We start from the raw sequence: 16,194 nt of genomic DNA, 5'->3' as shown, positions 1-16,194 counted from the left end.
TCCCGGTGCCGCAGACCGTCTCGCGCGACGCGCTTGCCGGCATGGGCGGAGCCGCCGCGACCGGTGCCGCCGTGGGCCTAGGCGCCGCAGCCGGCATCGCCTCCAACATGGCGAGCACCCGCGCCCCGCAGCGCCCGCTCGCCCAGCTCGTCGACGTCGTGAGCGGCGAGAGCCATAGCATCACCTCCGCACAGGTGACCATCGGTCGCGAGCGCTCGGTTTCCGACATTGCCCTGCGCGACCCCAACGTGTCGCGTCGCCACGCCCAGCTCACCTTTACGGGCTCGGATTGGTCGATCGAGGACCTCAATTCCACCAACGGCACGCTCGTCAACAACCGCCGCATTACGCGCTGCCCGCTGCGCAACGGCGATCTGCTGACGTTTGGCCTGAGCACCTTTGAATTTAGGGGATAGTCGCTTATGAACATCGATATCGTCCTTTTTGCAGGCCGCATCGTCCTGGTCGCCCTGCTCTATATCTTCCTGTTCGCCGTCATGAAGACCGGCGTGGGACTTGTGCGCGGGCAGCGCCGCGACTCGGCTATCTGGACGATTGATGTGGACAAGGGTCCGCGCGGTATCCGCGGCATCCACGTAGACATGCTCGGCCCCGTCATCGTCGGTCGTTCGCCATCTTCGGACATCTGCATCAACGAACCGTTCGTCTCGGCCTCGCATGCGCGCTTTTCGCTGCAGGGCCCGGCGCTCATCATCGAGGACCTCAACTCGCTTAACGGCACGCTCGTCAACGGCCGCCAGCTCGTGGAGCCCGCGACGCTGCGTGAGGGCGACGAAGTCCAGATTGGCGACGTGGTCATGAAGGTGAACCGTCGATGATCGACGAGGAGAACAAGTCCGCAACTATGACCGAGGCACCGGCCGCCGCCACAGCTGCGCCGGCCCACGCCGCTCCGGCGGGCTCCGCACCCGTGGAACCCGAGGACACCGTGTTCTCCCTGCCTCTTTCGCATGTAACGCATGATATTTCGGATCTCGCCGATAACGAGGACGAAGAGAATGCCGTAGCGGCGCCCATCGGCGCACATGCTGCGGATCAGCCCACAGCGCCAGAAGCAACCCCGACGCCAGCTCACTTTGCAGAGCCCGTCGCCGCGGCAATCAACGAGAGCGCTGCGGTGTTTGCGGCACCCGAGCCCGCCGCGCCGGCGTTTCCCATAGCCCCGTCATCCGGGGTTGCGCCCGCGTCTACGCCGGCGCCCGAGGCAGGGCCATCCCCCGAGGACGGCCCTGCGCCCAAGACCCCGCAGCCTGCGCCCGCAAGCGAGTCCGATGCCGTGGCCGAGCCCGCCGCCCAGTCGCAAAGCACGCCCGCGCCGTCGCACTTTGCGACACCCGAGCCTATAGACGTCAGCCCGCAAGACGACGAGTCGACCGCCCGCGTGTCCGAGGAGTCGGGCTCCTCGGACACCGGCGATTCCGAATCAAACGCCGAGACCGACACCGTCTCTCCCGGTGACACAGCCGAGATCGACGTAGCCGCCGTTGAAGCCAAGCTCAAAGACCCCGGCTCGACCATGAGCTTTGAGCCCCTGACCGAGGAGCGCATCGAGACCGACTCGACCTATGATGCCGGCACCACCACGCAACTCATGTGGGGTGCCCGCTCCGACGTTGGCTGTGTGCGCCCGCACAATGAGGATTCCTACCTGGTGCAGTCGCCGCTCTTTTGCGTATGCGACGGCATGGGCGGTCACGCCGCCGGCGAGGTAGCCTCTTCCATCGCCGTCGAGACTATTGCCAAGACGGCCCCGCAGTCCGCCGACGCAGCACGCCTGGCCGCAGCCGTCGAGGCAGCCAACGCCGCCGTAATCGAGGCCGCCCTGAACGGCCTAGGCAAGCCCGGCATGGGCTGCACAGCCACTTGCGCCTATATCGAAAACGACACGCTCGCCATCGCCCACGTGGGCGACTCTCGCGCCTACCTGCTCCACGAGGGCACGCTCATCCGCGTGACCCGCGACCACTCCTACGTGGAGGAGCTCGTGGACGCCGGCGAGATAACGGCAGACGAGGCTCGCGTCCACCCCAACCGTTCGGTCATCACCCGTGCGCTGGGCTCAGACCCCGCCATGTATGCCGACCACTTCACTCTGCATATCGAGGAAGGCGACCGCCTGATCCTGTGCTCTGACGGCCTTTCGAGCATGATTCCCGATAGCGATATCGAGAACATCGCCACGCAGTCCTCAACCGCGCAAATCTGCGTCGACAACCTAGTGGACGCGGCGCTTGCCGCCGGCGGCCACGACAACGTGACCGTAGTAGTCGTTGACCTGGTTGACGATGGCGTTATGCGCGAGGCGCAACGCGTGCGTCGCCGCAACGTCACCATCGGCGTCGTCTTAGGTCTCGTCTTGGTGCTGGCGGCTGCCATCTGGGCCTACACGGGTGTCACCGGCTCGTACTACCTGGGTACCTACCAGGGCAATGTCGCCGTCTGGCGCGGCCTGCCCGGCAAGCCACTCGGACTCAAGCTCCACTGGCTCGAAAGCGAAACCAGTATCAAGCTGTCCGACCTGCCCGAAGACACGCAAAACCGCCTCAAGGCGGGCATTCCGCAAACAAGTGTCGACGATGCGCAGGACACGATATCCAAGTACCGCCACCAGATCGACGAGGAGCAGACCCGCCAGGTGATCGACGCGCAAACGATTCGCGACAACACCGACCAGGGATCGACCTCCGAATCAGATTCCGAGAAAACCGCCGAACAGTCCGCCGAGGCCGAAGCCTCCGATAAGAATTAGAAAGGGAGTGCCGCTTATGAGTCGCCGCAACACCGAACTGCTCTTGCTCATCGCCTCGGCGTTCCCCGTCATCCTGCTGTATGCGATGTACGTCCTCACCGCGGGCGCTGCCATCTCCTTTGAGACGCTCGCCGTACCGATCGGCCTCTTCGCCGCCTTCGCCGCAGCACATATCGCCGTGCGCATCTTGGCGCCTGGCGCCGACCCCGCCATCCTGCCCATCGTATTTATACTTTCGGGCATCGGCATCACGTTCGTGACACGCCTCGCCCCCGCTCTCGCCATCTCACAGCTCATCATCCTGTTTGTCTCGGTGGCGCTCATGGTGGGAACGCTTGCACTGGTCAAAAACCTCGACGTGGTCATGCGCTACAAGTACACCTTTGGCATTATCGGCATCATTCTGCTGATGCTGCCCATCTTTATCGGCACCACGATCTCGGGCTCCAAGCTGTGGATTCGCATCGCGGGCTTTACCATCCAGCCCGGCGAGTTCGCCAAGGTCTTTATCGTGCTGTTCCTGGCCGGCTACTTGGCCGAGAACCGCGAGCTGCTCTCCATCTCCAACCGCAAGATCCTGGGCTTTAAGATCCCTCGCCTGCGACTGCTGCTGCCGCTGTTTGCCGTGTGGGGTGTGTGCCTGCTCGTCGTCGTCTTCGAACGCGACCTGGGTTCGGCCGTGCTGTTCTACACCATCTTCTTGCTGATGCTCTACGTTGCCACAGGGCGCTTTTCGTATGTCGTTATCGGCCTTGCGCTTTTAGCCGTTGGAGCCGTGGGCGCCTACAAGTTCCTGTCTCACGTTCAGGTACGTTTCCAGGTTTGGGTCGATCCTTTTAAGGACGCCCAGGGCCAGGGCTACCAGATCGTCCAGTCGCTCTTCTCGCTTGCCGATGGCGGTCTGGTCGGTGTTGGCATCGGCAACGGCATGGCCAACAACATCCCCGTCGTCGAGTCCGACTTTATCTTCTCGGCTATCGGCGAGGAGATGGGCCTTTTGGGCGGCGGCGCCGTGCTCATCCTGTTTATGCTCTTTGCCGTGCGTGGCCTCACCACGGCTGCCCGCGCTAAATCCGACCTCGCAGCCTTTAGTGCCACGGGCCTTACGGCCGCCATCAGCTTCCAGGCCTTCTTGATCGTTGGCGGCGTAACCCGCCTGATCCCGCTGACCGGCGTCACCCTGCCTTTTATGAGCCAGGGCGGCTCCTCGCTGCTGGCGAGCTTTATCATCGTCGCGCTTCTGCTGCGCGCCGGTGACGAGGCAACCGGACGCGAGGCAGAGCTTACCGGCACCGGCACCATGGCCGCCATCACCGATGATCAGGTCGCATCTGCCGCCGCCCCGACGGGCACGCGCTTTGCCACCTCGTCTTCCTACGGCAGTGGCAGCCATTCCGTCGGCTCGCGCATGCGTCGTCGCCTGCTCGACACGCCTGAATCCGGTGTGCTCGGCCGCGTTGCGCTCGCCAACCGTCTAACCCGTGCGGTGCTAGCCTTTACGGCGCTGTTTGCCATCCTTATCGGCAACCTCACCTATGTCCAGGTCATCAAGGCCAAGGACTATCAGGATATGCCGACCAACAACCACACCATCGCCCGCTCCAAGTACATCCAGCGCGGCTCCATCATCACGTCCGACGGCGTGACGCTGGCCGAGTCGCTGCAGCAGGAGGACGGCACCTACGTACGCTCCTACCCCAACGGCAACCTGGCAGCGCACGTGGTTGGCTACGTGAGCCAGCAGTTTGGCACCACCGCCATCGAGAGTGTCATGAACGACACGCTCACCGGCTCCAAGGATTACTCCAGCTGGAACAACGCCATCGCGTCGCTCGCGGGCCAGACCCAGCCGGGCAACACCGCCAAGCTCACCATCGACTCGCGTATCCAGACAGCTGCCGAGCAGGCACTCAAGGGCTTTAAGGGCGCTGTAGTGGTCATCGACCCGCGTACCGGCGCGGTACTCGCATGTGCCAGCTCGCCCACCTACGACAACACCAACATCGACGCCCTGCTGCAGGCGGGCGGCGGCGAGGACGGCTCCATGTACAATCGCGCCATGGACGCGCTGTACACGCCGGGCTCCACGTTTAAGGTCGTTACGCTTTCCGCAGCACTCGAGACCGGTACCGCCAGCCTTACCAGCACCTACCAGGCGCCCGGCTCCATGGACATCGGCAACGCACCGGTCATCAACTATGCCAACGAGAGCTACGGCACCATCAGCCTGCAGCAGGCCTTTGCCGTGTCCTCCAACGTCGTCTTTGGCCAGGTGGCAAACGAAGTTGGTGCAAACACGCTCGTGCAGTTTACCAACGCCTTTGGCTACGGCCAAGAGCTCGGCCAGGACCTGACCTCCACGGCCTCCATCATGGCCGACCCGTCGCTCATGACCGAGTGGGAGACCGCCTGGGCCGGCGCCGGCCAGCCTGTCGGCATGGACCACACGCCCGGCCCGCAGACCACCGTCATGCAAAACGCCGTGATTGCCGCCGCCATCGCTAACAGTGGCGTGGTCATGGACCCGTACTTTGTAGCCCAGGTACTCGCCCCAGACGGAACCGTGGTTAAGACCACGCAGTCCCGCTCGCTGGGCCAGGCTGTCAGCTCTGCCACGGCCGACCAGGTCAAGCAGGCCATGCTCGCCGTCGTCCAGTCCGGTACCGGCGCCGATGCCCAGGTCCCCGGCGTCAAGGTTGCCGGCAAGACCGGTTCGGCAGAGATCGGCGGCACCAACGTCAACTCGATGTTCGTTGGCTTTGCACCTTACGATTCACCCACGGTCGCCATCTCGGTGGCCTTGGAGGATTACGACAAACACGACGTCAAGGCGGCCAAGATTGCCGGCATCGTCCTGACCGCGGCGCTCGCCGCACAGGGAGCGTGATGCCCATGATCGAATCGGACACCCGAGGCGCGCCGCGGCCGAAGAGTTAGCGGCAACGCGCCACACGGCCCCAGCGGCCACATCGTAGGTACTACACACATCGTTGAGCGAATAGTTATGTTAGGAGCAGGAATGGAACAGAGGGTCCTCGGGGGAAGATACCTCCTCAAGGATAAGGTGGGGACAGGCGGTATGGCGACCGTCTACCGTGCACAGGACCAGGTCCTCGACCGCACGGTAGCCGTCAAGATCATGCTGCCACAGTATGCTGGCGACGCAACCTTCGCCGCACGCTTTAAGCAGGAGGCCCAGGCAGCAGCCGGTCTCTCCTCCCCCTATATCGTTGGCGTCTACGATTGGGGCAAGGACGGCGACACCTATTACATCGTCATGGAGTACCTGCGCGGTACCGACCTTAAGAGCGGAATCAAGAGCCACGGTGCCCTCGACCCCAAGAAGGTCGCCCAGATCGGATCGCAGATCAGCTCTGCACTCTCGGTCGCCCACAAGCACGAGATCATCCACCGCGACATCAAGCCGCAGAACATCATGGTGCTGCCCGACGGCAACATCAAGGTCATGGACTTTGGCATCGCGCGCGCCAAGAACAGCCACCTCACGCAAGACAACAACGTGCTGGGAACCGCCCACTACGTCAGCCCCGAGCAGACCCGCGGTCAGGACCTCGGCCCCACCTCGGATATCTACTCGCTGGGCGTCGTGATGTATGAGTGCGCCACCGGCCGCGTTCCCTTTGACGGTGACGACGCTATCTCGGTCGCACTCAAGCAGGTCAACGAGCTGCCTATTCCGCCGAGCCAGATCAACTCCGGTGTCGATGCCGACCTTGAGCGCATCATCCTTAAGTGCATGGAGAAGGACCCGGCAAACCGCTTCCAGACCGCCGACGAGCTGCGTCAGGTGCTCAACAGCTACCTGTCCGGTCGTGCCGTCAACATCTCGGAGCCCACGCGCATCATCGGTGCCCCCGGTGAGCTGGGCGCCACCAAGACTCGCGAGCTTTCCGATCAGACGCGCGCCATGGTGCGTCCCGTCTCGGGCGTGAGCGGCCAGAATACCGCCCGTAGCTCGGTTTCGGGCTCCACCGGCTCCTACGAGGTCGAAAAGCCCAAGTCCAACAAAAACAAGATCATCGCCGCCGTGGTGGCAGCTGTTGCCGTCATCGGCATCGTGGTGGCCTTTGCCACAGGACTCTTTGGCGACGAACAGGTCACCGTGCCCGACGTGCTGGGCAAGGACCAGCAGACTGCCGTCGAGCTGATCAAGGAGGAAGGCCTTGAGGTCGGCACCATCGACCAGAGCTATAACGACGATGTCGACGAGGGCAAGGTTGCCGAGCAGACCCCCAACGGCAACACCAAGAAGCCCAAAGGCACCAAGGTGAACCTGGTGATCTCCAAGGGCCCCAAGCCCTCCGAGAAGGTTGAGGTTCCCCAGCTTGTCGGTCTAACCAAGGACCAGGCAGAGGCGGCACTGGCAAGCGTTGGCCTAAAGGGCAACGCCACCGAGGAGGCCAACGAGGCCGATGAGGGCCAGGTCTTTGAGCAGGTCACCGAAGCCGGTAAGGAAGTCGAGAAGGGCACGACCATCTCGTACAAGGTCTCGAGCGGCCCGGATACCACGTCCGTCCCCGACCTGACCGACATGACCGAGGCCCAGGCGCGAAACGCCCTCGATATGGCAGGCTTTGGCGTCGACGTGAGCTACCAGGAGAACGACTCGGTTACCGAGGGCACCGTGATCAGCTGGAACCCCAGCGGCAAGCAGAAGCCCGGTGCCACGATTACCGTCGTCATTGCCAAGAAGTCCGGCAAGGCCAGCGTTCCGGGCAACCTGTACGGCAAGAGCATCTCTGCCGCCGTCACCGCGCTCAACAACGCCGGTTTCTATAACATTGGCTTCTGTGACCAGAACGGCAATCCCGTGAGCGGTAACGAGGATGCCACCGTTACGGGCGTCTCCCCCACCGGCAAGCAGTCCACCGACAGCACGATTACGCTGACGGTTGCACTTTCTGGCTCGGGCTCGGGTTCGGGCACGAGCACGGGCGACGATTCCGGTACGACCAACTAGTCGCCACCCAACCGCTCATTACGGCTCTCGCCGCAAACATATTCGCTCACAGGCGCCCGCTTGCTCCCCCAGCAAGCGGGCGCTTCATTTTTGACATGGCATTGAACCAGAAGAGCCCGGCACCGCTGCGGTACCGGGCTCGATATTCCTCTGGTGCCCCCGGGCGGATTCGAAAACTCCCCCCGCCGGGAAATTGGTGACGCGGGTGTCGACGGTCCGAATCCTGCCCTTAGACCAGAAGAGCCCGGCACCGCTGCGGTACCGGGCTCGATATTCCTCTGGTGCCCCCGGGCGGATTCGAAAACTCCCCCCGCCGGGAAATTGGTGACGCGGGTGTCGACGGTCCGAATCCTGCCCTTAGACCAGAAGAGCCCGGCACCGCTGCGGTACCGGGCTCGATATTCCTCTGGTGCCCCCGGGCGGATTCGAACCGTCGACACCCGCTTTAGGAGAGCGGTGCTCTATCCCCTGAGCTACGGAGGCATGTTGTATTAGTGTAGCAGATTTGCGCCACTACCATGCAGCGCATAGCCGCTCTTCGAGATAGTCATCTGCGACGTTCTTTAATGACTAGTCGTTTAAGAACGTCCCCAATGACTAGTTGCCTTTGTGAAAGAGGTTTTTGATGACGGAGGGGATGCTCTTGGCGCCTTTAGCGGTCACGTCGATAAAATCGGGCGAACGAACGAGCTTGTCCTCGTCAATGTACTTACGCACCGCGCGTAGCGTTTCCTTGTCATTGCGCGTCGAAAACGTAAAGTGGCCGTTCTCTTTGGTAAAGATCGCAAAACGCGTGATCTTCTTGGTGCCGCGCAAAACCTCGGCGGCGATATAGTCGATCTCGTCCCACGGGATCTGAATAAAGTCCTCGGGATTGCGCTCGTTATAGTACTCAAACGCCTTATTGCCCACCATTACGTTACCGTGACTGGTAAGACCCATCAGGCAGGTTGCCGGCGTTGCCAGATCGACCGTGCTGTTCTGAGATTGCGCCATGCGCGCCTCGCCCTCCAAATAAAACAATCGGACCGCATCCAGTGTACCCACCGGGTGCGGTCCGTTTCAATGGCTTAAAAGCCCTTGCCTAGCAACTCTCGGTCTTAAGCCGAAGCGTGCTTACATGAAGCCGCAGACGCGACCGATGATGCCGACGGCGAAGAGAGCCAGGATGATGATGATCGGGCTGACCTTCTTCTTGAGGAGCTTGCAGACAAAAAGGGTCAGGCACACGGCAGCAAGGCCGGGGATGAGCTGATCGAGGTTAGCCTGAAGCGTGGTGACCTTCACCTGATCAAGGGCGTTAGCACCGATGGAGTTATACATCGTCAGTGCTTCCTTGACACCCTCAGAACCGGAGGGCAGGTTAGCCCAGTCGATAAAGGCGCCGGCAGACTGCGTGACCTTGGAGACGACCGGGGTGAAGGAGATGGACACCCAGCGCTCGACCAGGGCACCGATGATGAACATACCCAGGATGGAAGCACCCTCGGTGACCTTGCCCATCAGACCGCCGGAGAGGTCCTTGGCGATGGAAGAGCCGACCTTGTAGCCAAACTCCTGCGTGTACCACAGGAAGGCGTAACGAATGATGTTCCACGCGAAGAAGAACAGCAGCGGACCGGCGATGCTGCCGGACAGGGCCAGGGAAGCGCCCAGAGCGCCCAGAATCGGGCGAAGGGTGAACCAGAAGGCGGGGTCGCCGACGCCGGCGAGCGGGCCCATCATACCGACCTTGACGCCCTGGATGGCGACGTCGTCGATCGGAGCACCGTTGGCGCGCTCCTCCTCGAGGGCGAGGGTAACGCCAATGACGGGGGCGGAAACATAGGGGTGAGTGTTATAGAACTCCAGATGGCGCTTAAGCGCGGCAATCTGGTCGTCCTTGCTGGTGTAGAGCTTCTTGATCGCAGGGATCATCGAGTAGCACCAGCCACCGTTCTGCATACGCTCGTAGTTCCACGAACCCTGAAGGAACTGATGACGGAAGCAAACCTTCTGACGATCGGACTTAGAAAGCTGAATCTTGTTCTCTGCCATATGTATCACTCCCTTCCTACTCGTAGTCATTCAAAATGTCGCCGAGCGGGTCGCCGGAGCCACCGCCCATGCCGCCACCCTGCTTGGCCAGGTCCTTAAGGCCAAGGTAGATGAGGGCGAGGGAGATGCCGATGAGGCCCAGGGCGATCAGCGTGAGCTGAGGGATGGCAGCCAGGACGAAGCCGAGGATGAAGAACGGCCAGGTCTCCTTGGTGGCCATCATGTTGATGACCATGGCGTAACCGACGGAAGCGACCATGCCGCCGCCGACAGCCATGCCGCCGGACAGCCAGTCGGGCATAGCGTTAAGCGCGTTGGTAACGGCCTCGGCCGGGATGATGCACAAAAGCACTGCCGGGATGGCGATACGAACACCCTGCATGAGGATGCCAGCGTACTGCCAACGCTCGATACCGGCGAAGTCGCCCTTCTCGGCGCAGGCGTCCATGCCGTGGACCATAGCGGTGGCCAGGGTACGGCAGATCATGGTCAGGAACAGGCCAGCGACGGACAGAGGTACGGCGACGGCGATGGCGGCGGTAACGGCCTTGCCGGAATCAGTAACACCGCCGTTGAGGGCAAGTGTCATGATGATGGCAGATGCGACAGAAGCCAGGGCGGCGTCAGGTGCGACGGCGGCGCCGACGTTAGCCCAACCAAGGGCCATCATCTGAAGCGAACCGCCCAGGAGGATGCCCTCCTGAAGGTGACCGGTTACGAGACCGATAAGCGTGCACGCAACGAGCGGCTGATGGAACTGGAACTGATCCAGAACGCCTTCCATACCGGCAAGCAGCGCGATAATCGCGATTAGAACAATAGTAAGCGCGGACATGTATCGGACCCTCCTTTACTATGCTTGAGCGGCCAGTTCGGCCTTAGCTTTCTTCAACATGGCGTCGAGATCCTCGGAGGAATCCGAAGGAACCTTGCGGACCTCGAACTTGACGCCCTTGGCCTTGAGAGCCTCGATGGTCTTGACATCGTCATCGCCCATAGCGACAGCGTTGGTGACGACGACCTTGCCCTTGGAGTGAGCCATAGAACCGATGTTGACTTCCTTGATATCGACGCCGGCCTCGATGGCCTTGAGCAGATCCTGCGGGTTCTCAAAGAGCAGCATGGCCTTGGTGTCACCAAAGCGCGTGTCCTTGACGACCTCGGCCATCTTCTTAATGGGCACAACGTTGGCATGGACTCCCGGAGGGGCAGCCTGCTCGATCATGGTCTTTCGGAGCTCGTCGTGGGCAACGCCGTCGGAAACCACGATGATGCGGTTGGGGTTGATCTGCTTGGTCCACGTGGTGGCCACCTGACCATGAAGCAGACGGGTGTCGATACGGACGTGGGCGATCTTGATGTGCCCGTCGCCGATGACCGTTCCCGGAGGGATGGCGCCTGCAGGAGCAGCAGCGGCCGCAGCCGGCTTCTTCTCCTCGGGCTCCAGAGACTCGGGCTTGACGCGCACGCCGGCCTTAGCCTCAGTCACGAGATGTTTTGCGATCGCATGTGCAGTGTTCTTTGCGTCAAAGCGCTGCGAATATGCCTCGATGAGCATAGGCAGGTTGACACCGGTGACGATAGCCCAGGAATCGTGGCCCTCGATGAGCCCGCTGATCTGGTTGAACGGCGTGCCGCCCCACAGATCAACGAGGAAGAGCACCTGCTCCTGGTCCTCGAAGGAAGCGATTGCCTCCTCGACCTTGGCGCGGAAGTCGTCGGGGCCCATGCTCGGCTCGAGCGAGACCACGGCTACAGACGGCTGATCGCCAAAGACCATCGAGCCCGTCTGCTTGATTCCAGCCGCCAAGTCACCATGGCTAGCAAGAACAATACTTACCATCACATAACCTCCTTTTTGTCTACGTAATTCCTACACGACAAAAAAGAGTATAGCTGCAAATACTGCAGAATTATATGAAAAACTGCAAAAGCTAGCATTATTTGTTTAAACGTCTTGTTTTGTTACAAGCTGATTACATTCCAGTATTTTGACTGATTTGCTGCTGAGGATTGATAGCTGATCTATTTACATGACCGAATTGAGCACGCTGTTCATTATTGCCGGTTTTAAACAGACACAAATGTGCTCGGGTTGAGGCCATTTCGTTTAAACAGATGGTGCTTGACTAATGGTAAGAAATATGCTCTAGCAAAGTAGTCGTTGGGGACGTTCTTAAATGACTAGTCGTTTAAGAACGTCCCCAACGACTAAATTAGGCGATGTGGAGGGGGTTGGCGGCGTCGACGGCATCGGGGGCATCGGAGAGGCCATCGGGGGCAGCGTCTGTCGGGTCCTCGTCGGGGGTCTCGATCTGCTTGATCATGACCTCCTGGCCCTGCAGCAGATAGGTCTCGCCGCTACCGCAATGGGGGCAGGTCTTGCCGTGCTCGACCGTCGCGTAGTCGCAGCCGCACGCGTCGCAATGCGTCACGGCCTCGACGGGCTCCACGATAAGCTCCGCGCCCTGCGCGATGGGCTTTTTATCTGCCGCCCAACGCCAAGCGTCAAGCAGCAGATCGGGAACGACGCCCGAGACCTCGCCCAGGAGCAGCGTCACGCTCGAAACGCGACTCACACCATTGGCGCGCGCCACATTCTCGACATCGCGAATGATATGATAAACGATTCCCAATTCGTGCAAGGTAGAAACCTTTCAACAACGGTTGATGCGATGTCAACTAAACGTCAGTGAGCGACGCTCCGCGCCGCTCACTGACTTGTTAGTTTCTTTTACTTCTTCCCAAATTTAATCTTGATCGCGCGTTTCAAAGCGTACTTGCCGAGGCTGGGGAGCTTTTGCTCGTACTTGACCATCGTGGAGCACTCGGGGCGGTCGCGATCCAGATGGATGGCATCGAACGCGCACTTGGTGGTGCACAGACCACAGCCGATGCACTTATTGGGGTCGACGATCGAGGCACCGCAGCCCAGGCAGCGAGCGGTCTCGGCGCGCACCTGCTCCTCGGTAAAGGTCTCGACGTACTCGCTAAAGGGCGCAGCCTTCTCGCGCTCGCGGTCGACACGTGCCACCTCGCGGCTCGCGTTGTCATAGCTCTCAATCACAACATCGTCGCGGTCGAGCGCGGTGTAGCGGCGCTGGTTGCGGCCGATGGTGAGCGTGGAGCCCGGCTGCACAAAGCGATGGATGGACACAGCGGCCTCGTGACCGGCAGCGATGGCGTCGATGGCAAAGCTGGGGCCGGTGTAGACGTCGCCGCCCACAAAGATGTCGGGCTCAGCGGTCTGGTACGTCTGCGGATCGGCAAGAGCACCCTGGCCGCGGCCAAGCTCCACCTTGGAGCCAGCCAGCAGGTCGCCCCACACAATGGACTGGCCAATCGACATGACGACGCGGTCGGCATCGACGCGGCGCAGGTCGTTCTCGTCGTACTCGGGCGCAAACCGGCCCTCGTCGTCAAAGACGCGCGTGCAGCGCTTGAAGGTGATGCCGCACACACGACCCGCATCGTCCAGGTGAACCTCCTTGGGACCCCAGCCGCAGCTGATGTGAGCACCATCCTCGATGGCTTCGCGACGCTCCTCCTCGCTGGCGGGCATCTGAGCCTCGCTCTCCAGGCAGAACATCTCAACATGCTCGGATCCCAGACGGCAGGCGTTGCGCGCGACATCGATGGCCACGTTACCGCCGCCCACCACGATGGTGCGACCGAGCAGTGCGTCGATCTTGCCACTGTTGACCTCGCGCAAAAAGTCGACGGCCACCGTCACATCCTCGGCGTCCTCGCCCGGAATACCGGCTAGGCGGCCGCCCTGGCAGCCGATGGCCACATAAAAGGCCTTAAAGCCTTGCTCGCGCAGCTCGTCGAGCGTCACATCGCGACCGACCTCCACGCCATAGCGGAACTCGGCACCCATCAGGCGAATAACCTCGACCTCGGCCTCGATAACGTCCTTCTCCAGCTTAAAGCTGGGAATACCGTAGGTGAGCATGCCACCCGGGCGCTCGTTCTTCTCGAACACGACGGGCTTGTAGCCCTTCTCGGCCAGATAGAAGGCGCAGGACAGACCGGCCGGACCGGCACCGATGATGGCGATCTTCTGATCGAAGCCGCCGGCGCGCGTCGGCGTCACCACGGGCGGGACATAACGGGTCGCGGCATCCAAGTCGCGCTGGGCGATAAACTTCTTGACCTCGTCGATCGCCACGGCGGCATCCACGCGGCCACGGGTGCAGGCGTCCTCGCAGCGGCGGTTGCACACGCGGCCGCAGATTGCGGGCAGCGGGTTCTCGCGCTTGATGAGCGCCAGCGCCTCGTCATAGCGACCCTGCGCCGCAAGCTTCAGATAGCCCTGAACAGCGACATGCGCGGGGCAGGCCGTCTTGCAGGGCGCCGTGCCGGACTCATGCGTCTCGATGCGGTTGTCGTTGCGGTAGTTGGGCGACCACTTGGTGTGGTCCCACTTGGTGGCATCGGGCAACTCTTGGCGCGGATACTCGGGCACCTGTCCGCCCGCCTTTTTGCTGCAGAGCTTCTGGCCGAGCTTGGCGGCCCCGGCCGGGCATACCTCAACGCAGCGACCGCAGGCCACGCACTTGTCTTTTTCGACCTTGGCGACATAGGCAGAGCGCGACAGGTTGGGCGTGTTGAACAGCTGCGAGGTGCGCAGGGCGTAGCACACGTTAACGTTGCAGTTGCAGATGGCGAAGATCTTGTTCTCGCCGTCGATGTTGGTGATCTGGTGCACAAAGCCGTTGTCCTCGGCCTGGCGCAGGATGTCGTAGACCTCCTCGCGCGTCACATAGTGGCCGCGGTCGGTCTCGACCACGTAGTCGGCCATATCGCCCACGGCAATGCACCAGTCGCGTGGATCGTCGGCGCAGCCCTCGCCCATCACGCGACGGCTCGCGCGGCAGCTGCAGGTGCTCGCGGCATACTTGCCGTCGTATTTATCGAGCCAGTGCTCGATATGCTCAATCGGCACCGAGGTGCTCGAGGCGTCGATGGCCTTCTCGACGGGAATGACATGCATGCCGATGCCGGCGCCTCCGGGCGGCACCATCGGCGTAGCACGGGACAGCGGGCCCTTGGACGCCTGCTCAAAGAACTTGGCATAGACCGGATGCTCCTCGAGCTGGCTCACGCGCATGTTGAGGAACTCGGCAGAACCCGGTACCAGCATGGGCAACACCCACTGCTTGGCGCGCTCGGGATTTTCCCAGTTGTACTCGAGCAGACCCGTGTAGCTCATGTCGTCGAGCATCTTCTCGATATCGGCTTCGGGCATGCCGGTGAGCTTGACCATCTCGGGCAGCGTATAGGGACGGCGCATCTTCATCTTGCAGAGCACTTCGGCCTGCTCGTCGGTTGCGGCCTCGGCAAACGACCAGTACTCGTAGCCCAGCAGCTCGTCGCGGTGCAACAGGCGGTTGGTGCAGTGCTCGCACAGTTTGACGATAGCCTCGCGCGGATGCTCCGGCAGCGGCGGCACAAACTCCGCTCCGATATCGGGCTCAGTATAGCTAATCCCCGGTCCGTTGAGAATCATAGTCGTCCCTTCTCTTGCCACAGCCCGGCGAGACCGCAGCGCCCCTCTTTGTACGGGCTCGACATGCCCCCATGCCGTTCACCCGCTATTGTTGACATTGTGTCAAAAACAGTATTGACGAACCGTCAACAATATTCAAGACTGTTAGGCGAACGGTCGGGCCCAAACGGATGAAAGGCGGCAAACGTATGAGCGACAACACGGCAAACATCTCTGTCGCTGATGCCGTCCTCGCGTCCGACAGCACGGCAAAGCGCCTGACGGGTGACGAGCGCCGACGCAAGATTCTCGCCGCCGTGAGCGCCGTGAGCGCTGAGCTGGGCGTGTCCCATCTTTCGGTATCGGCCGTGACCAAGCGGGCTGGCTGCACGCGCTCACTGTTCTACCACTACTTTGCCGATATGGACGCCGCCGTCACCGCCGTTATGGACGAGGCGATCGACGGCTTTATCGCCGAGCTCGAACAGTGGAACGCCAGCCGCACGGTTGGCGACATCGAAGGCGCACTCGACACCGTCGCTCCGCTCTTTAAACGCCTGGTCGTGAGCGGCCACGAGTTGCCGAGCACCCTGACCTCCAGCAGCGGCGCGCTCTACGGCGGCTTTCTGCACAACGTGGTCCAGCGCGTGGCGCAATACATCTGCGACACCACCGTGGTGGATTTTGTCGCCCATCATGAGCTCCGCATTGACCATGTCTACGAGACGTTCTACACCCTCATTATGGGGTTGTTGATGTATATCCGCACGCACCCCGATGTGCCCGACGAGACGGTCAAGGAAATCATCGCCTCGACACTCCATATCGAGGGCTATACCGCCAAGTATCCGGAGCGCAAGCCCCAGAACTGACGACATTTGGCCAAACTGCCCGCGATCAGAAGAGGGGCCGCGG

At 61.7% G+C, this 16,194-nt stretch carries 12 protein-coding genes and 1 tRNA gene; 6 read left to right on the top strand and 7 right to left on the bottom strand.

Going from position 1 to position 16,194, the window contains the following annotated elements:
* The 5 genes from DWX25_RS06750 to pknB form a co-directional block, all read left to right on the top strand.
* On the top strand, positions 1-416 hold a 416-nt coding region (locus tag DWX25_RS06750), incomplete at its 5' end, for an FHA domain-containing protein (protein WP_233514240.1).
* Positions 417-422: 6 nt separating this feature from the next.
* Entirely contained in the window at positions 423-839 is a 417-nt protein-coding gene (locus tag DWX25_RS06745; protein ID WP_006235180.1) for an FHA domain-containing protein, read from the top strand.
* Positions 836-2,770, top strand: a complete 1,935-nt coding sequence (locus DWX25_RS06740) for a Stp1/IreP family PP2C-type Ser/Thr phosphatase (RefSeq protein ID WP_117798908.1) — start codon at positions 836-838, stop codon at positions 2,768-2,770. The genes DWX25_RS06745 and DWX25_RS06740 overlap by 4 nt, the downstream gene beginning before the upstream one ends.
* Positions 2,771-2,786: 16 nt before the next feature.
* Positions 2,787-5,657 (top strand): FtsW/RodA/SpoVE family cell cycle protein, encoded by a 2,871-nt coding sequence (locus tag DWX25_RS06735; protein ID WP_117735398.1) that lies wholly within the window; start codon positions 2,787-2,789, stop codon positions 5,655-5,657.
* Between the two features lie 132 nt (positions 5,658-5,789).
* Positions 5,790-7,751, top strand: a complete 1,962-nt coding sequence (gene pknB / locus DWX25_RS06730; RefSeq protein WP_117735397.1) for a Stk1 family PASTA domain-containing Ser/Thr kinase — start codon at positions 5,790-5,792, stop codon at positions 7,749-7,751.
* A 407-nt stretch (positions 7,752-8,158) separates the two neighbouring features.
* Here the strand turns inward: pknB and DWX25_RS06725 are convergent.
* From DWX25_RS06725 to DWX25_RS06695, 7 genes are all read right to left on the bottom strand, one after another.
* A tRNA-Arg gene (locus DWX25_RS06725) sits at positions 8,159-8,234 on the bottom strand.
* A gap of 114 nt (positions 8,235-8,348) precedes the next feature.
* Complete coding sequence (locus tag DWX25_RS06720) at positions 8,349-8,747, bottom strand: DUF956 family protein (protein WP_117735463.1); 399 nt, start codon at positions 8,745-8,747, stop codon at positions 8,349-8,351.
* Positions 8,748-8,867: 120 nt separating this feature from the next.
* Positions 8,868-9,788 carry a PTS system mannose/fructose/sorbose family transporter subunit IID gene (locus DWX25_RS06715; protein ID WP_117735396.1) on the bottom strand — a complete coding sequence of 307 codons (921 nt, stop codon included), beginning with the start codon at positions 9,786-9,788 and terminating at the stop codon, positions 8,868-8,870.
* Positions 9,789-9,804: 16 nt separating this feature from the next.
* A complete protein-coding gene (locus DWX25_RS06710) occupies positions 9,805-10,623 on the bottom strand; it encodes a PTS mannose/fructose/sorbose transporter subunit IIC (protein WP_117735395.1) in 819 nt (272 codons plus the stop codon).
* 18 nt (positions 10,624-10,641) lie between these two features.
* A complete protein-coding gene (locus DWX25_RS06705; RefSeq protein WP_117735394.1) occupies positions 10,642-11,631 on the bottom strand; it encodes a PTS sugar transporter subunit IIB in 990 nt (329 codons plus the stop codon).
* A gap of 373 nt (positions 11,632-12,004) precedes the next feature.
* Complete coding sequence (locus DWX25_RS06700; RefSeq protein WP_117735393.1) at positions 12,005-12,433, bottom strand: hydrogenase maturation nickel metallochaperone HypA; 429 nt, start codon at positions 12,431-12,433, stop codon at positions 12,005-12,007.
* An 89-nt stretch (positions 12,434-12,522) separates the two neighbouring features.
* Entirely contained in the window at positions 12,523-15,300 is a 2,778-nt protein-coding gene (locus tag DWX25_RS06695) for an FAD-dependent oxidoreductase (RefSeq protein ID WP_199412329.1), read from the bottom strand.
* A gap of 188 nt (positions 15,301-15,488) precedes the next feature.
* Between DWX25_RS06695 and DWX25_RS06690 the strand changes: the two genes are divergently transcribed.
* The gene (locus DWX25_RS06690) at positions 15,489-16,151 is read left to right on the top strand and encodes a TetR/AcrR family transcriptional regulator (protein ID WP_117798906.1); all 663 of its coding nucleotides are present in this window, start codon (positions 15,489-15,491) and stop codon (positions 16,149-16,151) included.
* The last annotated feature ends 43 nt before the right edge of the window (positions 16,152-16,194 follow it).

The organism is Collinsella sp. AF18-8LB (assembly GCF_003459795.1).
In the GTDB taxonomy this organism is placed as follows: domain Bacteria; phylum Actinomycetota; class Coriobacteriia; order Coriobacteriales; family Coriobacteriaceae; genus Collinsella.
The sequence above is the reverse complement of the archived record's forward strand: the minus strand, read 5'-3'. Positions and strand labels throughout refer to the sequence as shown.